This is a genomic window from Paenibacillus sp. RC21 (assembly GCF_044907935.1).
GTDB lineage: Bacteria > Bacillota > Bacilli > Paenibacillales > Paenibacillaceae > Paenibacillus > Paenibacillus terrae_A.
The window spans coordinates 1-17,056 of record NZ_JBIYCS010000009.1 but is presented as its reverse complement, the minus strand read 5'-3'; the positions used below and the strand labels follow the sequence as shown (position 1 = coordinate 17,056).

Here is a 17,056-nt window from a genome sequence, read left to right as displayed (position 1 = left end):
GAGACTTTTTCAGTGGCCTCATTTATTTATGGGTATTTTTTATATCTTTAGATTTAAATAATTAACAGCTAATGTACTTTAGTTATCGAATATTTAGTAATAATCCCGTTTAATAATTTTATATTGGGTATGATTTGTACACAGTGAGCTTTTTATAAAAACTCCAAATGTATCAGGGTTATAGTATGTGATTGTAAAAAGCACCGCAATTTATATACTACTTATATCAGAATGTATCTGAAAAATATAATTCGACAACAGATTTCGACTACTTTCGACATGGGTCTAAAGATATAATGAAATAGGACTTAAATACTGGTATGAATCAGTGCTATGCAGATAGGTGAGGGTTGAAATGAATACAATTGAGTTTGTATCAAAAAACGACAGAAAAAATTTAGTTTTGTTTATACATGGATTTACTGGGAGTAAGGAAACATGGGCTAATGAAAATGGACAAGAATTTCCAAAAATGCTTCTTGAGGAAGAGGGAATCGAAGAGCAGTTTGATATTGCTTATATTACTTATTATACGAAACTAATTGATCTATATGGTATCAAGTCAAAAACAAAAAAGTTAATGCGAATGTTTAATTTTAATACTGGAACTGCAAGAAGAAATGTTGGTATTGAACAATTAGGCGAATTCATTCAAGCAGTTATTCAGTATCAATGCGAGTCTTATGAGAATATTATAATTATCGCACATAGTATGGGTGGGTTAGTAGCAAAGTCTTATATATTGAGTGAGTTGCAGCAACGTCCTACTACTCCTCAAGTAAAATTGTTTATTTCATTGGCGGTTCCTCATATTGGATCAGAATGGGCTACTTTAGGTGAAAAGCTTTTTCGAAATAAACAAGCAGTTGATCTCAACCCTTTAAGCCCGTTGTTGTCACAAAGTAATAGGGCATGGATTGAGAGCTCAAACACCCCTAAAACAGTATGCTTTTATGGACAATTTGATGATGTAGTTTCAAAAGAGAGTGCTGTATTGTTACAAGTTGAAAAACCGGAAAGAGTGCCTTGTGATGAGGATCATAATACAATTACTAGACCAATTAACAAGGAAAGGCTTGTATATGTTGCTGTAAAATCAATATTACAAAAATTTTCCAAAGAGGCATCGGAACAAACGGTATTAACTGTTCAGGAATTTGTAGATCAAGGCCAAATGGACGACGAAATTTTTGTAATTCGTTTATTAATTGCCGATGTACATAATATTCACGTGAATAGTGCTAAACAAACTTTCTTCAATGCAGAATACATGAGGAAAGTCCTTATGAATCAGGGGGATCATGCAATAAAGGTTTTGACTGAGTTATATGTGAAAATTGAATTCTTTTATTCTGTTGCTTTTGGAAAGCTAATGATTAATGAACTAAAGGACAGTAATCACTTGGTCACCTATGTTCATGATGAAATTATGAAAGAACCAGAATCGCTCAAATGTGCTATTCCTTTGTTAAGTAGTTTTCATAAAACAGGTATGTTACATCAACTAATGAATAAATTAGAGAAGGATTTGTGGTGGGCACAAGGTCATGATATTCAAACAATTGAAGAATTCAGAAAGGTACGAGGAAAATGACAATCTTACCTTTTATTATTCCTGAAAATGAATATAATGTTAGACTTGCAAGGTTGTTAATTTTAATAAAAGAACTGGCTTATACCAAGAGAGGTAAGTTGGTTATGAGCCTCGATCGTTTAGCTATGTACGATCATCTGTTGAGGAATCCTGTGTTACTTAAGGGAGTACTGGATGCAGAAGGGCAGGGTAGATTAATGGAATTAAGATATGAAGAGCGAGATTCTATTGAATCCTTGTATCCAAACCGAGCATCCTTATATGACTCTAATAGCATCAAAAGAATCACGTACTCTCTATTTTATCTAGGATATATTTCAGCTAGACATGACAAAGAAGGACGTATTTATTATTTTACAACCCCTAGCGGAGATCAATTTGCTGAAGAACTTGAGTCTTCATATTTCAATCGAACTCGAACTCTGAGTAAAGTCTTGGTCTCGCTCCAAAAATTGTCCAATGCTCAATTGCAGAAGCTTATAAAATCAATTAATTATGGGGTGCTTTTCTAAACATGAAAACTAATCTTTCTCCTAAAATGATCATTAATAAACTTATCTTGATTGGTAGAGATAAGAACTATATAGTTCCTTTTTCATCGGGCTTAAATATAATTTTTGGTGATTCAGATACTGGTAAGTCAAGTATTCTGAATCTAATTGATTATTTGCTTGGTGCTAGTGAAGTCAATATGTATGACGAAATTGAAATGCATGGACAGTATGCTTTACTTGAAATCAATTTGAATGATCAAGTGTATACTATTAAGAGGGATATATTTGATTCAAATGCGTATATTGAAATTTTCAAAGCCCCAGTAGATCAAATTAATCAAGTGTTTCCAAAGGAATATGGACCGCATTCCAGGAAAGAAGGACCTTCTGGATACTTATCAGAATTTTTATTAGAATCACTCAACATCCCACGGGTCAAATTGAAACAAGCACCTTCGAAAGTTGATTCCAAAATGTCTACTTTAAGTTTTCGTGACATCTTCAAATTCTGTTATATGGATCAAGATGAGGTAGGCAATAAGGATATATTGGATCAGAAGAACCATTCTGTATTTGTTAAAAACAAAGAGACATTTAAGTTTCTTCATCATTTGTTAGACGATAAAATTACACTCTTGCAAGAGGAAATTGGTGAGAAAAATCGTGCGAAGCAATCCATTATCCAGCAATTCACAATAGTTTCTTCCTTTCTAAGAGAAGCGCGCTTAGAATCAATGGAATCGTTAGAGGATAAATTCACTCAATTAAAAGAAGCATTACAAACTGTGGACTTGGAAATTTTGGATATTACCCAAAGTATGAAAGCTGACAGTGAGCAAGATGAAGAGATTAGAAAGTTAGTTTTTGATAAACAAGGTCAGCAAGATAACTTATCTATAAGTAGAATGTATAAAGAAACACAAATGGATCAAAATCTAAGACTGAAAAAGGATTATCTTCAAGATATAGATAAATTAACAGCTTCTCTCGAAGTTATTCGTAAAATGCCTAAGCATGAATCCCATCATATAAATTGCCCAATATGCGATAGTGAGTTAAAAGCTGCTAAATTTAATGAAATATTTAGTCACTATGATTCAACATCCATTGAGCAAGAAATCAAGAGCTTAAAAAATCGGGCTAAGGAACTGACTGCCTTAATTGAGCAAGATCGGGAAGATATTTTAAAGTTAATTTCTGAAGCAGATACTGTTCAAGATGAAATTCGCAGAGCTAAAGAGTTATTAGATATAAAAACGCAAGACTTCGTCTCACCTTTTATCGCGCAAAGAGATATACTTCTCAGAAGAAGAGGAGAGATAACTGAGGAAATCAAACGGGTCGAATATTTAAAAAAACTTCGAAATCAAGTCAACGATCTCACGAAAAGATCAGATCAATTAGCCAGTCAAATTGAAGAACTAAATAGTCAATTGGAGATTCTTGCAGCAAGTGCTCCTTCTGTTGATGGCGTTCTGGGAGGAATAGGAGATATATTAAACGATTTTCTTAGAAAAATCCCGATACGGAATGCTTATGGAATCAGTATAAGTAAGAATACATTCCTTCCTGTCGTTAGAGACAAGGATTACTCAAAACTAACATCAGGTGGTCTTAGAACTTTGGTATCAGTTGGCTATTTGATTAGTATTTTGAGAAATAGTCTAGGGAGCCAAACTAATTTTCCAAGCCTTGTTATGATTGATACGGTAGGTAAATATATAGGGAAGACTAAACCAAAGTATTTGTCATTAACTAATCAAGCTGAAGATCGTGCTGAGGGCCTAAGCGATCCTCTTAAGTATAAAAATATTTATGATTACTTAATCTCAATGTGTGAAGACTTGCTTAGTAAGCATGATTTTCAAATTATTGTTGTGGACAATGACTTGCCTGAAAATATGGAAGAGCAGTTGGAAGACAACGTGGTTAAAAAATTTAGTGCGGTGCCAAGAGAAGGTTACGATATTGGATTTATAGATAATGCAATTCCGAGAGACTAGAATATAAAAGAACATAATTGAGTTGTCTATGCCTGATAAACTGTTTTTTAAGAACTAGAAAGTGGGATTTTAAAATGTTAATAGAATAACTTTTAAACTATTGACGGATTGTAATATGAATGTCACACCTGTTGGAAATAAAAAAATAGCCCATGGCCTGATTCGTGTAGAATGAAAGTTCCAGCACCTGCATTCACACAAGGAGAATCAGTCCATGAGTTATTCACATCTTAGCACATCGAACGAAGCAAGCTAGAAATCCTGCATAGACAAGGCTGGAGCGCGCGATTCATTAAGGATCTGTCGCACTTGGCTTGATAATCCGTCGAGCTTGAGTTCATGCTTAGAACTAATGAACGGCATGGACAGCGTTTTGATAGGTTGTCAAGTTCGGCAGGGCTTTTGTGAATAATTCGAGAGCGATTTTTCAGTCTAAATATTTGAAAGGAAGTGAATCATAAGATTAAAACATGCCTCGCGACTTCCACCTGTACTAACCTCCTTAAATCTTTTTCTTTACAAAAACAATTATACTAGTATGAGTCTAACCGACCGTTAGGAGGAATAAAGAATTATGAATAAACAACTTTAATATGTAAGAGGTGCTTCCTTGGAAATCCTAAGATCAAATTATATGTCTATTTTGGGGATTGTTTCAATTTTAATATGGACTACACTCTATATAAGACATCAAAAGAAAGTAAGACTTTTTATTAAGAAAGAATTAGAAAATATAGACTTTAATCCTGACGTTAAATTTAAATATAAAGATACTTTATTACTTTTAAATTGTAATGAAGGGAGATTAGCAGATATACAGTATGGAACTGAAACAGAATTGTATAGCTTCTATGCTGAGTATTGTCTGACTAATCGAAGCAGGAGTAAGATACTTTTACTAAATGAAGAAAATAATAAGATTATAATTTTTTATAGGAAAAGTAAAGAAAATTTCATTTTTAATTTATCAGATATTAAAGAGGTTGAAATAATACTAAATCAAAGTTCTGATGACAAAGGTAATGTAGTGTTTTGCCCCTCCTTAAGGCTGACAGTATCAAATAAATTAAATCCTCATCACGAATTTGAATGGTTTAGATTTAGAGTTAGAATGGATGATAAAAGTGTCCAAGAAGAATTTAAAGAGCTGGAAAAAGAAGCAGCAGTACTTAGAGTTTATGTGGAAAAGGCGAAGGATAAGATTAGTGAGGAAAAGCCTACTTTCTATATTGGATATGCACCTGGTTCTATTATAGGTAACCCATCGAATGCTGTAATGAATAATCAAAGTTTCAATGAAGAAGTTTTAGAAGCTAACCAAATTCTTCACGATTTTATTTTAAATGAAGTACAGGAATTATTAAACAGAAATAATAAAATTAATCAAGGGGAACTTGGTGAATATTGTGAAATTATTAAAGAAGATACAAAGTTAAAAAGCTATGTTGCCGATCTAGTAATTGATTGGTTGACATATAAGTGAGTAAGTTAAGGCACCTTAATTCTAATAAATATTAAGGAGAAGTGGCGTATGTTAAAAAGATTCATGAAGTTATCCGGAGAAAAATTTAATATTATTAGAAATCACCAAATTGTTGGTACAGCAGAAGGGTTAAGAAATACTGAAAATAATACTCAAAAAAAATATATTGGTTTTGATCCTAATACTGACATCAAACCCCAAGATATTATTATAGGGGTAGTCTCTAATGACGAATTTTACATTGAGGATGTCCAGAGCCATATTTATAAAGGGAGTGTATTGCAAAGAAAAGCTTATTGTATGACTAAAAATCAATTTGAGAGAATGCAACATGAGAAACAGTTAAATGCTGCTTCTTTTCATATCGAAAATGCTCATAATTCGATAATAGGTAATCAACAAACTGTTTCAATGACAAATACTTTTAATATTAGTCAAGTTGAAAAAGAAATTGAGCAAAGAGGTGGAGAAGATAAAGAAGAATTAAAAAAAATGATGGCTGAAATACAAGAGATGTTTGAGGATTCTGAAAAAATGAAAAAAGGTTCGCTTTCGAAATTTTCTGAAATGATGCAGAAACATAGTTGGATAACTAGTTCTATAGCTAAAATGGGATTAGATTTTTTAATGGGTGCCGTAAAAAGGATATGATTAAAAATTCCCTTTTCATAGAAATATTGTAGAACTAAACTCATTAAGAAAAAAATTTCATGTAGATCTTGAATTATATAGGGGCAGTAAAAGATTACAATCAAAGATTAGGAAGCGTCATAGGATTTCGGGCAAAATAGCAACTACAAGATTCATCTAAGATAATAAAACTGCTGCTCACTCAAGATACACTGAGCTTTAAAAAAGTTATTTGCCGAAACCTAGCAATTTTAACCGATGTTTGGGCCTTCCGCTATCCCTTTTATTGTTGCTTATTAGAATTAGGGAGGGCTAGCAACAATTTTATTTCTTTCCGATTGTTCTTGGAATTTATCTCTATGTGAAACAATCGAATTTAACACTTGTGATTCGAACTTATATTCGATATACTATATATGCGAACGTTTGTTCTTTTTGGTACAGATACAAAATCCATCAAACTGGAATGTTCACAACCATATCACACAAACCAACAAACAGGAGGCCAAAATTTGTCTAGTAATCCAACACGAAATCAATACCAAATCAAACTGTTCCATTTTAACGAGATCACCCATGTAGGCAACCAGCTTTGTGCGCCACCATCTCGCACTCGTCTCATCACCGTATCGAACAGCATCTATCTTGATCAACTCAAGCGAGTTGTAGCAGAACGTGATCCTTCCACCGATGTTACCGAAGTCATCTTTATGCTCAAAGCTGATCAAATTGACGAAGATGATCCATCCCAACTTGCTTTGTTTGAACGTATGTTACGAGATGGCATCTACTATAATGGAAGGAAGTATGTCCGTTCGATTAAGTCACCTGCTATGGGACGTACACAGCGAACGGAATTTATCCAAGAAAAGTATGTTGCTGATCTGTATCGACGCATTACACTTGGCAAAATGCCACCACTCACCAACATCCATAAGTGGGAAGCTGCACTTGGTGTGAGTCGTTCAGCAGCACAACCAGTTCCGTATATTCCACGTATCGTTGTTATTCCCGATTATGAAAAAGATACGATCATCGAGGATGTATGGAAAGTGGAAAAGTGTGCTGAAGATTTGGAACAGCAGAAGTTGATATTCGATGAAAAGACGAAGCAACGTGAATATTTCAAAGCGAAGAAAGAATTGAAGCCAACCAAGGAACAATTACATAAGTTAGAACGTATACCGAATAAAACGATCTCGTGGAATGGTCGTGCAAAGCCTGTTCCTGATCAAAATGAATATAAAACTTTCAATGGATGGAATAAATATAATCGTCGTGTGAAGCTAGAAGCAATTCCTTTTCCTGTTCATTCGGTTATGTATAATGACAAACTATATCCTTGCTATCCCATCGAGCAAACGGAAGAAATCCCGATCATAGCAATCAATGAAGAGTCCATCGGGTTTAAGCGAGTCGAGTATCCACAGTATGAAAATAAGAATGTTCAGTTTTTCGATGGTCAAGGTTTAATGAGCTTCCAGTTTGCAGAGCGTATTGGACAACACCTGAACCTATCCTATTCACCTAATGCAGTTCAGGGAAGACTTCCATATATTAAAGGTAACTTTATTCGATTCGATCTAATGAAATGGTTTAAGGAAAATAGCATCACAGAAATAAAAGATATTTTCGATGAATCACAACCCATCATCGACAAACAGGGTCGTCCTATTGATCTCATCCTCACCAAATCCTGTTTCAAAGCATGGCATCAATACAGTGAGGGAGAAGCAAAGCCCAAGTGTTTGTTTGAAAATATAACGGAATACGATGCATTACTGAAAGTACATAATCATAACAATTTCTGGATCGCCAATTATGCGAAGCCAGCATATCAGATGAACGCCTACACACCACTGACATACCAATATATTCATGCGCTGAATCTTACACTGAACGATTTATTTCAATTAGCTACGCCTCTAATGGATGTCATCAAACGTGTCCTACATGGACAAAAGAATGACACCCATGGAAAGTGGCTTCGAGATATCGCGTACACGAAAGCGTTCCTACATATGCTAGTCCAAGAAGACGATGAACCCAAAGATGTAGATGAAGAACCCGACGAACAGGAAGATGAAATAGAACGGGGCCAGAAGAAAGAGTTTATCAATGAAATCATCCAAGCTATTGACTTGAATGAACTAATGCTGTATGACGGAAACGTCCGCAAATTCATCGTGAAGCAAGCCATGCAGAAGGTACAGGATATGTTGAAAGGTCGCATCCCGATTCAGGGTAGCTACTTTTATCTGACTAATGACCCGATTGCATTCATGGAGCATGCCAGCGGAAAACCAGTAACAGGTGTGTTAAAGAAGAACCAGGCTTTTATGAATCGGAAACGTGGAATGCATGCGCTATTCCGGTCACCGCTAACCATATTTAATGAAGTGGGCAAGCTAGATTTTGTACAAGTACATAACCGATATATACGTCATTTAGATAATGTGATTGTTCTGAACTGTTGTGATTTAACACTGGCAAGGCTCGGACTAGGAGATGTGGACGGAGATACAGCTCTTTGTAGCAACGATCCCACCATACTCAAGGCAGTAATCGATGCGCCTACGATCATTAATGAAGATGATAAAAAAGTGGCTGCTCCTGTACCCAATAATATGGACAGCATCGTCAAGATGGAATTAAAGAGCCTACATAATCTAACTGGTAGATGTACGAATGTGAATACGTATTTTCAGAATCTGGCTTTGGAGGAGGGGAACCTTCAATAACGGGTTTTGGAAAACTCAGTCTTAAAGTTTCTCCAAGGCCAAATCATTGATGCGACCAAAAATGGACTGGAAGTAGAGATTCCATATGTACTGGAACGTCTGGCTATCCAAATGCCATATTTCTTTCGTTTTATTAATGGTGGCAAAGCGGATGATTATCAGTACTCGAAAAAATCGCCGTTTAATCAATTTTGCGTTGTGGCGGAGAAGTACATAGATGACAAGTTCCAGATGAAAGATGGCAAACTGGATCAGTCTATTTTGGGCATCGAAAGCACGAGACAATTGTTACAGGATATGAGCAAGGTTAGTCAGCGCAAGTTTCTGGATTATCTGGCTCGTATTGAACCGTTGTATACAGAATACAATGAGCAGAAAACACCAATTGATTATCGACGTATGCAATTTAATGAGCTAAAAAAATGGGAACGAGATAATGATACTCGAAAAGCAATCAGCGCGGAATACGCTAGGTTACGTGAGGAACACAAAACTCGGTGTGAAGAGATCTGTCCTTATCCTTCGGTACTTGCCAGTGTTGCTGTTGAGATCGCATATCAAAACTACAGAACGTACTCCTTTGCATGGCTGTTTGTAGATGGGCTACTGGAAAATCTAAAGCAGCATGAAAATGTTTTGAAGATGGAAGTACGAAAGGTGAACAGGCTCACGAATCGTAATGTAGAAGGTAAGGAGCTTACCGTTCAAGTTGGCATCGCTACAATAGATGATCTGGAGTTTCCATTCCATGTGCCGGACGGTGTTTATTCGTTATTTGAGATCATGGGACAATTCTTTATTGGATATGAAGCTGAGCGGGAAAGCGTAGTACAAACCAGTAATACGTCTTCTTTGCTGGATGGGAAAAGTACAAGACGAACATTGAGGGATTACTTGCTCGGCTTCAGCACATTGAAAAAGTCTCAGGAAGAATCGCAGTTGATAGCTGACGATGTATTGGGTAAGAAATTGCAAATTCAGGTGGTCGAGCATAACTATGTTCATATTATAGATGAGCATGAAGAAAGGAAATGTATAATTCCGAGAGATCAGGCCATTCGTCGAGATGAGGAGTTATCCTTACTAGATTTTGACGGTGCGACAATTGAATTTATCACGATTCAGAAAGTAACGAAATCAAGCTTTAAGGCGATAGTCCATATCGAATAAATTGAATCATAGTGTGTCATGATAGGCGCCTGTTAACACGGGCGCTTGGGTGACAACCAGAACGTTATATACGAATCCAAACATAAGGGAGATATTATCAATTGAACACCACATTAAAATTAAGCCAGATTGTTACCAACTCGAATCAGCCACGCAAGCATTTTGATGAAGAGTCTTTGCAGGAACTTGCAGCATCCATTGTAAGCGATGGATTACAGGAAGCTATATTGGTCAGACCACAGGGAAGTCAGTATGAGATTGTTCAAGGGGAGCGCAGATATCGAGCAAGTCAAATGGCTGGACTGGATACGATTGCAGTGAAAGTAAAGGAATTAAACGATGAGGAAGCTTTTCATCTATCTGTCATCGAAAATATCCAGCGGGAGCAAATGACTCCTATTGAAGAAGCTCATGCATTTTATGAGTATGTACAAAGAGGATACACGCATGAACAAATTGCCAAAAAGGTTAGCAAAAACAGAGCTTTTGTTACAAGCCGCTTAAGACTATTGAAACTATTACCTTTTATTCACGATTGGATTGCAGAGGGGTATATTTCGGACGGTCATGCCAAGCAACTATTGAAAATGGAATCGTTTTTGAACAGATTGCTAAAAAAACAAACCGACATCAAAATTCATTCATGAAGACGGTTCACAGAGGGAAGAAAGTCATTTTGAAAACTATCAACTGAAATTTCATAGTTCCTTTTGGGAGAAGCATGACATAAAAAAAGAAAAGCTAACCGTAAACGAAGTCAAGAGATGGGTGGATGATTGGCATTACGGTTTAATCATCTCGCCTATTTTGAATTATACGGGACTTGGCTCTGTAGTTATTTCTACAAATCGAGGGTTTGCTTTAACCGCTCAAATGGATTGTATTGTCAATCATCTTCATATCTCCAACATTACAGAAGAAGATATTGATTTTGCAGTTGTTTATGATTTGGGAAAAAATAAAGATGATTTTGATTCCGAATTTAGGCCGTGGATGGTTGAGAAATTTTGGGATGAGATGCGAAATGAACTTTTTTACTCTGAGATCAACATCGAAGAAAAATGGAATTTACATAGCTTTCAAGATGAATTGAAAAGATGTAAAAATTACAGCGATGCTTTAGCGGGAAAATCATTGGAAACGTTAACGGAAGAAATCAAATTTTATAAGCAACAATTAGATCATATTGCCAAAGAGAATCATGTTTCAACGGATGACATACTGGATGACTTGCTGGCCATGGAGTAAATGGTGTCACGTGACACATATAGCGCCTGTTAACACGGGCGCTTGGGTGACACCTGATACATAGGTGCGATTCCACAAATGAGAGGAGTGAATCTGATTGAGCTATTTTTATTGTTACGATGGTCAGATGATGCGGAAATTACAGGATAGGAATATTCGGTACATTACTCGTGCTTTGACGATTGATAAGCATCAAAAGTTTTGGCTGTATGCTATTAATGAAGAATTTCAACAGGCTTTAGAGGGAATTAAGAAACCGAAAATATAAGGAGTGAATCTGATTTGGCAGTGAATCAATGGAGCGATCTGGAAGCTTATATTTCTCGTCCGCATATGAACAGTCTCCACGAAGAGGCGTTTATAGAAACATATCATGCATTAACAAGTTTTGTACATAAGGGATTTCAAATGAATATGGATGAATCTGGATATGAAGAATCCTATTTGTCATGGGTAGTTAATTCTGCTCCTGGCACAGGGAAAAGTACAGCATTAAATGTTCTATGCAAGAGTCTATTACAGAAAAATGCTTCAAATCAACATGAAAAGTATCCGCTATTGCTTGTGTTTAATAATAACGACACGATGAAGAATAATGTATATAAGGATGTCTCTGAATTTGCCAAGCAACATGAAATACCAGACGCCATTGCATATGTTAATTCTGATGAGATTCATAAAGTGATAGATACCATGAGGAAATATCAAATTTTATGTATTCCTCAGCAAAGACTTCGAGATTTGATGTTAGATGATGAGAACATGAATAACTATTTATTATATTACCCGCAGCGAGCTAAGAATAAGAAAGATGATGCTCAGCTTAAAGAAGTACATAAGTGGAAACGATTGGTGATTATAGACGAGATGCCTATTTACTATGACAGTTGTGTCTGGGATATTGGCAGTAAAGACAATTCATTTGACTGGTTTGAGCATTTGGCAGATCGTGTTCATTTAAGTAATCGTGAATTTAAGGAAGCTAGAGATATCCTGAGTGAGTTGATCAACTTGGAATTAAAGGACAATGTAACTTCCCATTCAACATTACGATTGAATCGATTTATAGAGGGTTCAGAAAGAGAACAGTTCTTCAATACCATCCTGGCTAAATTGGCTGATGCTAAAGGTGAACTCGAGGATATGAGAAGATATACGTGGTTTATGAAGATGTATGCAAAGGATCATATCGGATGTATAGAACGAACGAATAAGCAAGCTATTATTTGTTCAGAGTGGCTGGACTATAGTCGTTTACATACCCATGTGCTGATTTTGGATGGGACAGCACATATCAGCCAAAGTATATATGAACGTTCTGGATTTGAACTGATCCCCATGACAAATGTTCATCGATATGCTGAGCGGTTGAATATTCGATGGAAAAATATAAATACGTCCACAACATTATCTTACCGTGAACTAAAAGAAGTCAAGGAAGCGACAGCAGGAGATTTCTTGGAGATACAAAGTAAACTACAAGAAAAACGTCCAAGTTTCAAAATGATTGCATTACCTAAGCAGGATGATATCGCATTTTATCACGCTGAGGGTGTAATTACGGACGAGCAGCTCAAGCAATTTTTCACCATCAAGCAGAAGTCAGATGATGATATGAGGAAACATCTTTTCAATGTGGTAGGTAATAATGATTTTTCTAGCTTTAATGCGATGGCCTTATTTGGTATTCCCATTCGCCCTCCTAGGCATTATCGGGAAATCGCTGTAGCCATGTATGGTGTAGACATCGATATATCCTTAAATGAGAATCGAAATAAAGGAAACTGGTTTACAGATGAGAGAATACAAAAACTATATATAGAAGATGTGCTGGCTAATCTTTCCCAAATTATTCATAGAACATCCCTACGCAATGTAAATTTAAGCGAAGAAGTGGATATTGTGATGTACTCGAAACGGACAGAATGGTTAACGCTGATGCAAAAAGAATTTAGATTGCCGGATGAACGAGTCCATATGCATCAACTACATAATGAACTTCGATTTAAGAAAGCTTGTACCAAGAAAATGATCGAAATGGTTAAGCTCATGGTGGGCAAAAAAAATATCAAGCTTACCGCTAAGGAAATAGGTGGAAAAGCACTATATCAGTGGTTTAGAGATAATTGGAAGGGAAATAGAAAGCAATTCATTTTGAGTGAGTTAAAGAATCATAATATATTGCTATTTGAAAAAACCTCAAAAGTTGGACGACAATATTGGTTGTTTATGCTAGTGGATCAAGATGCATTCACCGATCACGTGGTTAGCGAGCATTATCGTAAACTATTGTAGTAGTCCGAAAGGAAGATTTTCTCCCTAATATTAAGGGAAGATTTCTTCCTCTTATGATAAATTTGCAAATAAAGTGTCCATAATGAGCCGCAAAAGGGTGAATTGCCGAAGGCAAGAGGGGAAACGGCGGCAGGTCGATGAATACCGTTTACGAAGCGTAGCGAAGTGGTTTTTATCGAGATGGTGAGAGAGTTTCCCCTTATTTGGTACAAACGTTAAGATCAAAAGAAACCGTCAACAAAAATTTGTAAACAAATTATTTCTTTCCGTAGCCATCCAACAATCGTTGGCTGTCTTCATTTTATTTTTTTGAACATGATAGATTGACGTGACCCTACTTTTCTATATATAGGGGAAACTGGGGTCAGTCCATGGAATGTAGCTTAAACTTAGAAAGGATGAAATGGAGAAATGATGCTAACCTCATGCCCAAGACACTTATTCGTTTGTGGTCAGGTTGCTTATTTTAAAATTTTCGATTTACAGGTTGAAATTTAACTTGTTGAATATGGACTGGTATTTGCAAAATTTTAAAGTTGCATTAAACCATTTGTACTTAGTAACTAGAGAGGAAGAACAAGACCGTTTTACTAATTACCGAAAATGGCCGTCAAACGGTCATCTAAGAAAATATCTTCAAATGAAGTAGCTGGCAATGCAGATTCTTTGAAATGCTCACTTTTTTAGAGTTATCCTTACTTACAATAAATGCCCCTTACTACATATATAAAACTATGCAGCAGGGGCATACACTTCAATGCTAAATCAGCTTACAGCACTTGTATTTGAATTACAATTCACTTCTTGTCGAAGCTAATTTACCATAAGCTTGACCTGACATTTTAGTATTACTTGTGTTAAAAGTAGCGTAGAATCTTCCAGTAGGCCAAGCTGAACTGCTAATCCAACTAAAAGTATCTCCCGGGGCTATCCTTACCTCAGTTCCACTCATAACCGAACCACTAGATGAGTCTTTGTGTACGGCGAATTTAATCGTTTCGGTACCTGTATTCCTCACCCATAACTTAACATAACCCATTCCCGCAGGGATAGAGAAAGACGCTTCTGATTGTTGACCGCCCAATGTCGTATCAAACGCGGGCTGTGTGGATTGAGGAGTGATAACATGATCCCCTGTTGTTGGTGTATTCACATCGGTCGATGTGTTTGCAGATTGGGAAACTGCTGCTGAGCCGGTTGTAGCTGGCGCAAGATCGGTCGTAGCTGCGGCAGAAGCAGTTAATGGAATGGCAACAGCTAAAGACAAAATAGATAATAATGAAGCCTTTTTAATGTTTTTCATACTCATAAGCCCACTTTCTTTGATTTTTTTCCTGCACGCTTTATCAATCAACCAGTATGTATAGAAACTATTAGAGTATTCATGATCAATAAAGTTTTTTTACAGGTAGTTATATACATTTACATTATAAGTCTTTTATTGTAATTGTTCAACAAAAAATTGGACAATGATTCCATTATCCTAATATGGCACGCTTCGGAATTAAACCGCGCAAGGGTTCCACACAGGCTGTTCATGTTTCCGTTGGTTAACTGGTTCCTTGCCGCCGTGCCATAAAGCCCCGGATGAATCGGGAAAATGATTCATGTCGGAAGCTCTGCTGCGAGCAGTTTGAGAATCGGTGGTGTTGCGATGAGTTGGCCGTCAGACTCGTTTGTACATACTTGCCGTGCTGTGAGGCATGCTCTTTGTCAGAAGATACAGGATGCCGTCCTTACACAAAAATGCAAAACGTGGTTGTGTATATAAAAGTGTGTCACGTGACACAATGAGCAGATTTACAATTATAGAATCATAACACGGGAATTCTGGCTATTGGCTAGGGTTCCTTTTCATTTAGAGAGGAGAAATATGAATGCTATTAATGTTACAAGCAATAATCATAGAAATCATACGCGCTTTCGCTTCGGTAAGTATGCTTTGTGGCTTGATTTGGACGATTCAGTTTTCAAAAGTCAGTGTGGAAAGGGGAATGAGCTGGATCGGAAAGCAAATTCGAAAACGTAGAAATGTTGATTCCTTACATAAATAATAATGCAGTTTATGTGGCTAGGAGTATTGAGAATTATGGATTTAAAGAAAAGGAGCAAATTTTATAAATGAAATGGATGAAATTGAAGATCGATCAACTGGTACATGCGGAATATAATCCAAGGAAGGATTTAAAAGCGGGTGATCCAGAGTTTGAAAAGATCAGGAATAGTGTTATCGAATTCGGTTATTGTGAACCAATTATTTGTAATAGCGATTATACCATCGTGGGAGGCCACCAACGTGCCAAAGTGTTGAAGGTACTCGGATACGATGAAGTCGATTGTGTCATCGTCGATGTGAATAAGTCGAAAGAGAAAGCTCTGAACATAGCGCTCAACAAAATTACAGGGGAGTGGGACTTTGACGCACTGGCTACATTATTAGATGAGTTGAAAGAAGCAGATTATAATATTGAGCTAACGGGCTTTGATTGGTCTGAAGCGGAGAAGTTGTTAGACTCATTGCATGAAGATACAGCAGCCGATGAGGAAGATGATTTTGATTTAGAAGAAGCTTTGCCTGAACATCCGATCACTCGCAAAGGTGACATTTGGCTACTTGGTAAGCATAGGCTCATATGTGGAGACTCGACTAATCCGCAGGATATTGTAACATTGATGAATGGTAAAAAGGCTCAGCTCATTGTAACTGATCCGCCCTACAATGTGGACTATACAGGTAAGACCAAGGATGCATTGAAAATTGAAAACGATAAGATGGATAATCACGAGTTTTATAATTTCCTATTGGCAGCTCATACTCGAATGTATGAAGTAGCAGATGATGGAGCAAGTATTTATGTGTTCCATGCCGATAGCGAAGGCTTGAATTTTAGGAAGGCATTTATTGAAGCTGGATTCAAACTGGCACAGTGTTGCATATGGGCTAAGCAAGCAATGGTAATGGGTAGACAAGATTATCACTGGATGCATGAACCCGTATTATATGGTTGGAAGCCGACAGGTGGACACTACTGGAACAGTGATCGTAAGCAAACGACATTATGGCAATTTGATCGCCCTTTCCGCAATGAGTATCATCCCACGATGAAGCCGATTCCCTTGATTAGCTATCCGATTAAAAATTCAAGCAAGCTTGGTGATATTGTGTTTGATCCATTTGGTGGTTCAGGTTCAACATTGATTGCTTGTGAAGAGACTGAGCGGATTTGCTATACGAGTGAGCTTGATCCAAAATATGTAGATGTGATTGTGAAGCGGTATATTGCCCATGTTGGCAACGATAGCGGTGTATATTTGATTCGGGATGGTAAGCGGTATAGCTATCAAGAAGTAGTTGCTGAGTCGGCAAGGTCAGAGGTATCATGTGCTGACTAAACCGA

General features: G+C 36.7%; 12 protein-coding genes. 11 read left to right on the top strand and 1 reads right to left on the bottom strand.

Annotation, left to right across the window (positions count from 1 at the left end):
* Positions 1-355 precede the first annotated feature (355 nt).
* The 10 genes from ABIA61_RS22415 (at position 356) to ABIA61_RS22370 (ending at position 13,658) form a co-directional block, all read left to right on the top strand.
* Positions 356-1,594: an ABC-three component system protein gene (locus tag ABIA61_RS22415; protein ID WP_404581283.1), complete on the top strand. Its 1,239-nt coding sequence runs from the start codon at positions 356-358 to the stop codon at positions 1,592-1,594.
* Positions 1,591-2,106, top strand: coding sequence for an ABC-three component system middle component 4 (locus ABIA61_RS22410; protein WP_404581282.1), 516 nt, complete (start codon positions 1,591-1,593; stop codon positions 2,104-2,106). The genes ABIA61_RS22415 and ABIA61_RS22410 overlap by 4 nt, the downstream gene beginning before the upstream one ends.
* Before the next feature lie 2 nt (positions 2,107-2,108).
* On the top strand, positions 2,109-4,091 hold the full coding sequence (locus tag ABIA61_RS22405; protein WP_404581281.1) for an AAA family ATPase: 1,983 nt from the start codon (positions 2,109-2,111) through the stop codon (positions 4,089-4,091).
* A gap of 634 nt (positions 4,092-4,725) precedes the next feature.
* On the top strand, positions 4,726-5,574 hold the full coding sequence (locus ABIA61_RS22400; RefSeq protein WP_404581280.1) for a hypothetical protein: 849 nt from the start codon (positions 4,726-4,728) through the stop codon (positions 5,572-5,574).
* 48 nt (positions 5,575-5,622) lie between these two features.
* Positions 5,623-6,225 carry a hypothetical protein gene (locus tag ABIA61_RS22395; protein WP_404581279.1) on the top strand — a complete coding sequence of 201 codons (603 nt, stop codon included), beginning with the start codon at positions 5,623-5,625 and terminating at the stop codon, positions 6,223-6,225.
* A 395-nt stretch (positions 6,226-6,620) separates the two neighbouring features.
* On the top strand, positions 6,621-8,945 hold the full coding sequence (locus ABIA61_RS22390; RefSeq protein ID WP_404581278.1) for an RNA dependent RNA polymerase: 2,325 nt from the start codon (positions 6,621-6,623) through the stop codon (positions 8,943-8,945).
* 6 nt (positions 8,946-8,951) lie between these two features.
* Entirely contained in the window at positions 8,952-10,115 is a 1,164-nt protein-coding gene (locus ABIA61_RS22385) for a hypothetical protein (RefSeq protein ID WP_404581277.1), read from the top strand.
* A 101-nt stretch (positions 10,116-10,216) separates the two neighbouring features.
* Positions 10,217-10,762, top strand: a complete 546-nt coding sequence (locus ABIA61_RS22380; RefSeq protein WP_404581276.1) for a ParB/RepB/Spo0J family partition protein — start codon at positions 10,217-10,219, stop codon at positions 10,760-10,762.
* Between the two features lie 160 nt (positions 10,763-10,922).
* Positions 10,923-11,363 (top strand): hypothetical protein, encoded by a 441-nt coding sequence (locus tag ABIA61_RS22375; RefSeq protein WP_404581275.1) that lies wholly within the window; start codon positions 10,923-10,925, stop codon positions 11,361-11,363.
* A gap of 282 nt (positions 11,364-11,645) precedes the next feature.
* On the top strand, positions 11,646-13,658 hold the full coding sequence (locus ABIA61_RS22370; RefSeq protein WP_404581274.1) for a hypothetical protein: 2,013 nt from the start codon (positions 11,646-11,648) through the stop codon (positions 13,656-13,658).
* Positions 13,659-14,448: 790 nt separating this feature from the next.
* Here the strand turns inward: ABIA61_RS22370 and ABIA61_RS22365 are convergent.
* Positions 14,449-15,012, bottom strand: a complete 564-nt coding sequence (locus tag ABIA61_RS22365; protein WP_404581273.1) for a hypothetical protein — start codon at positions 15,010-15,012, stop codon at positions 14,449-14,451.
* Positions 15,013-15,779: 767 nt separating this feature from the next.
* On the opposite strand from ABIA61_RS22365, the gene ABIA61_RS22360 reads away from it, so the two are divergent.
* Positions 15,780-17,051, top strand: coding sequence for a site-specific DNA-methyltransferase (locus ABIA61_RS22360; RefSeq protein WP_044649194.1), 1,272 nt, complete (start codon positions 15,780-15,782; stop codon positions 17,049-17,051).
* The last annotated feature ends 5 nt before the right edge of the window (positions 17,052-17,056 follow it).

Excerpts from the sequence above, each read along its gene's own strand:
- ABIA61_RS22390 (WP_404581278.1), top strand. The coding sequence starts at position 6,621 with ATGCGAACGTTTGTTCTTTTTGGTACAGATACAAAATCCATCAAACTG.
- ABIA61_RS22395 (WP_404581279.1), top strand. The coding sequence starts at position 5,623 with ATGTTAAAAAGATTCATGAAGTTATCCGGAGAAAAATTTAATATTATT.
- ABIA61_RS22415 (WP_404581283.1), top strand. The coding sequence starts at position 356 with ATGAATACAATTGAGTTTGTATCAAAAAACGACAGAAAAAATTTAGTT.
- ABIA61_RS22405 (WP_404581281.1), top strand. The coding sequence starts at position 2,109 with ATGAAAACTAATCTTTCTCCTAAAATGATCATTAATAAACTTATCTTG.
- ABIA61_RS22360 (WP_044649194.1), top strand. The coding sequence starts at position 15,780 with ATGAAATGGATGAAATTGAAGATCGATCAACTGGTACATGCGGAATAT.
- ABIA61_RS22400 (WP_404581280.1), top strand. The coding sequence starts at position 4,726 with ATGTCTATTTTGGGGATTGTTTCAATTTTAATATGGACTACACTCTAT.
- ABIA61_RS22410 (WP_404581282.1), top strand. The coding sequence starts at position 1,591 with ATGACAATCTTACCTTTTATTATTCCTGAAAATGAATATAATGTTAGA.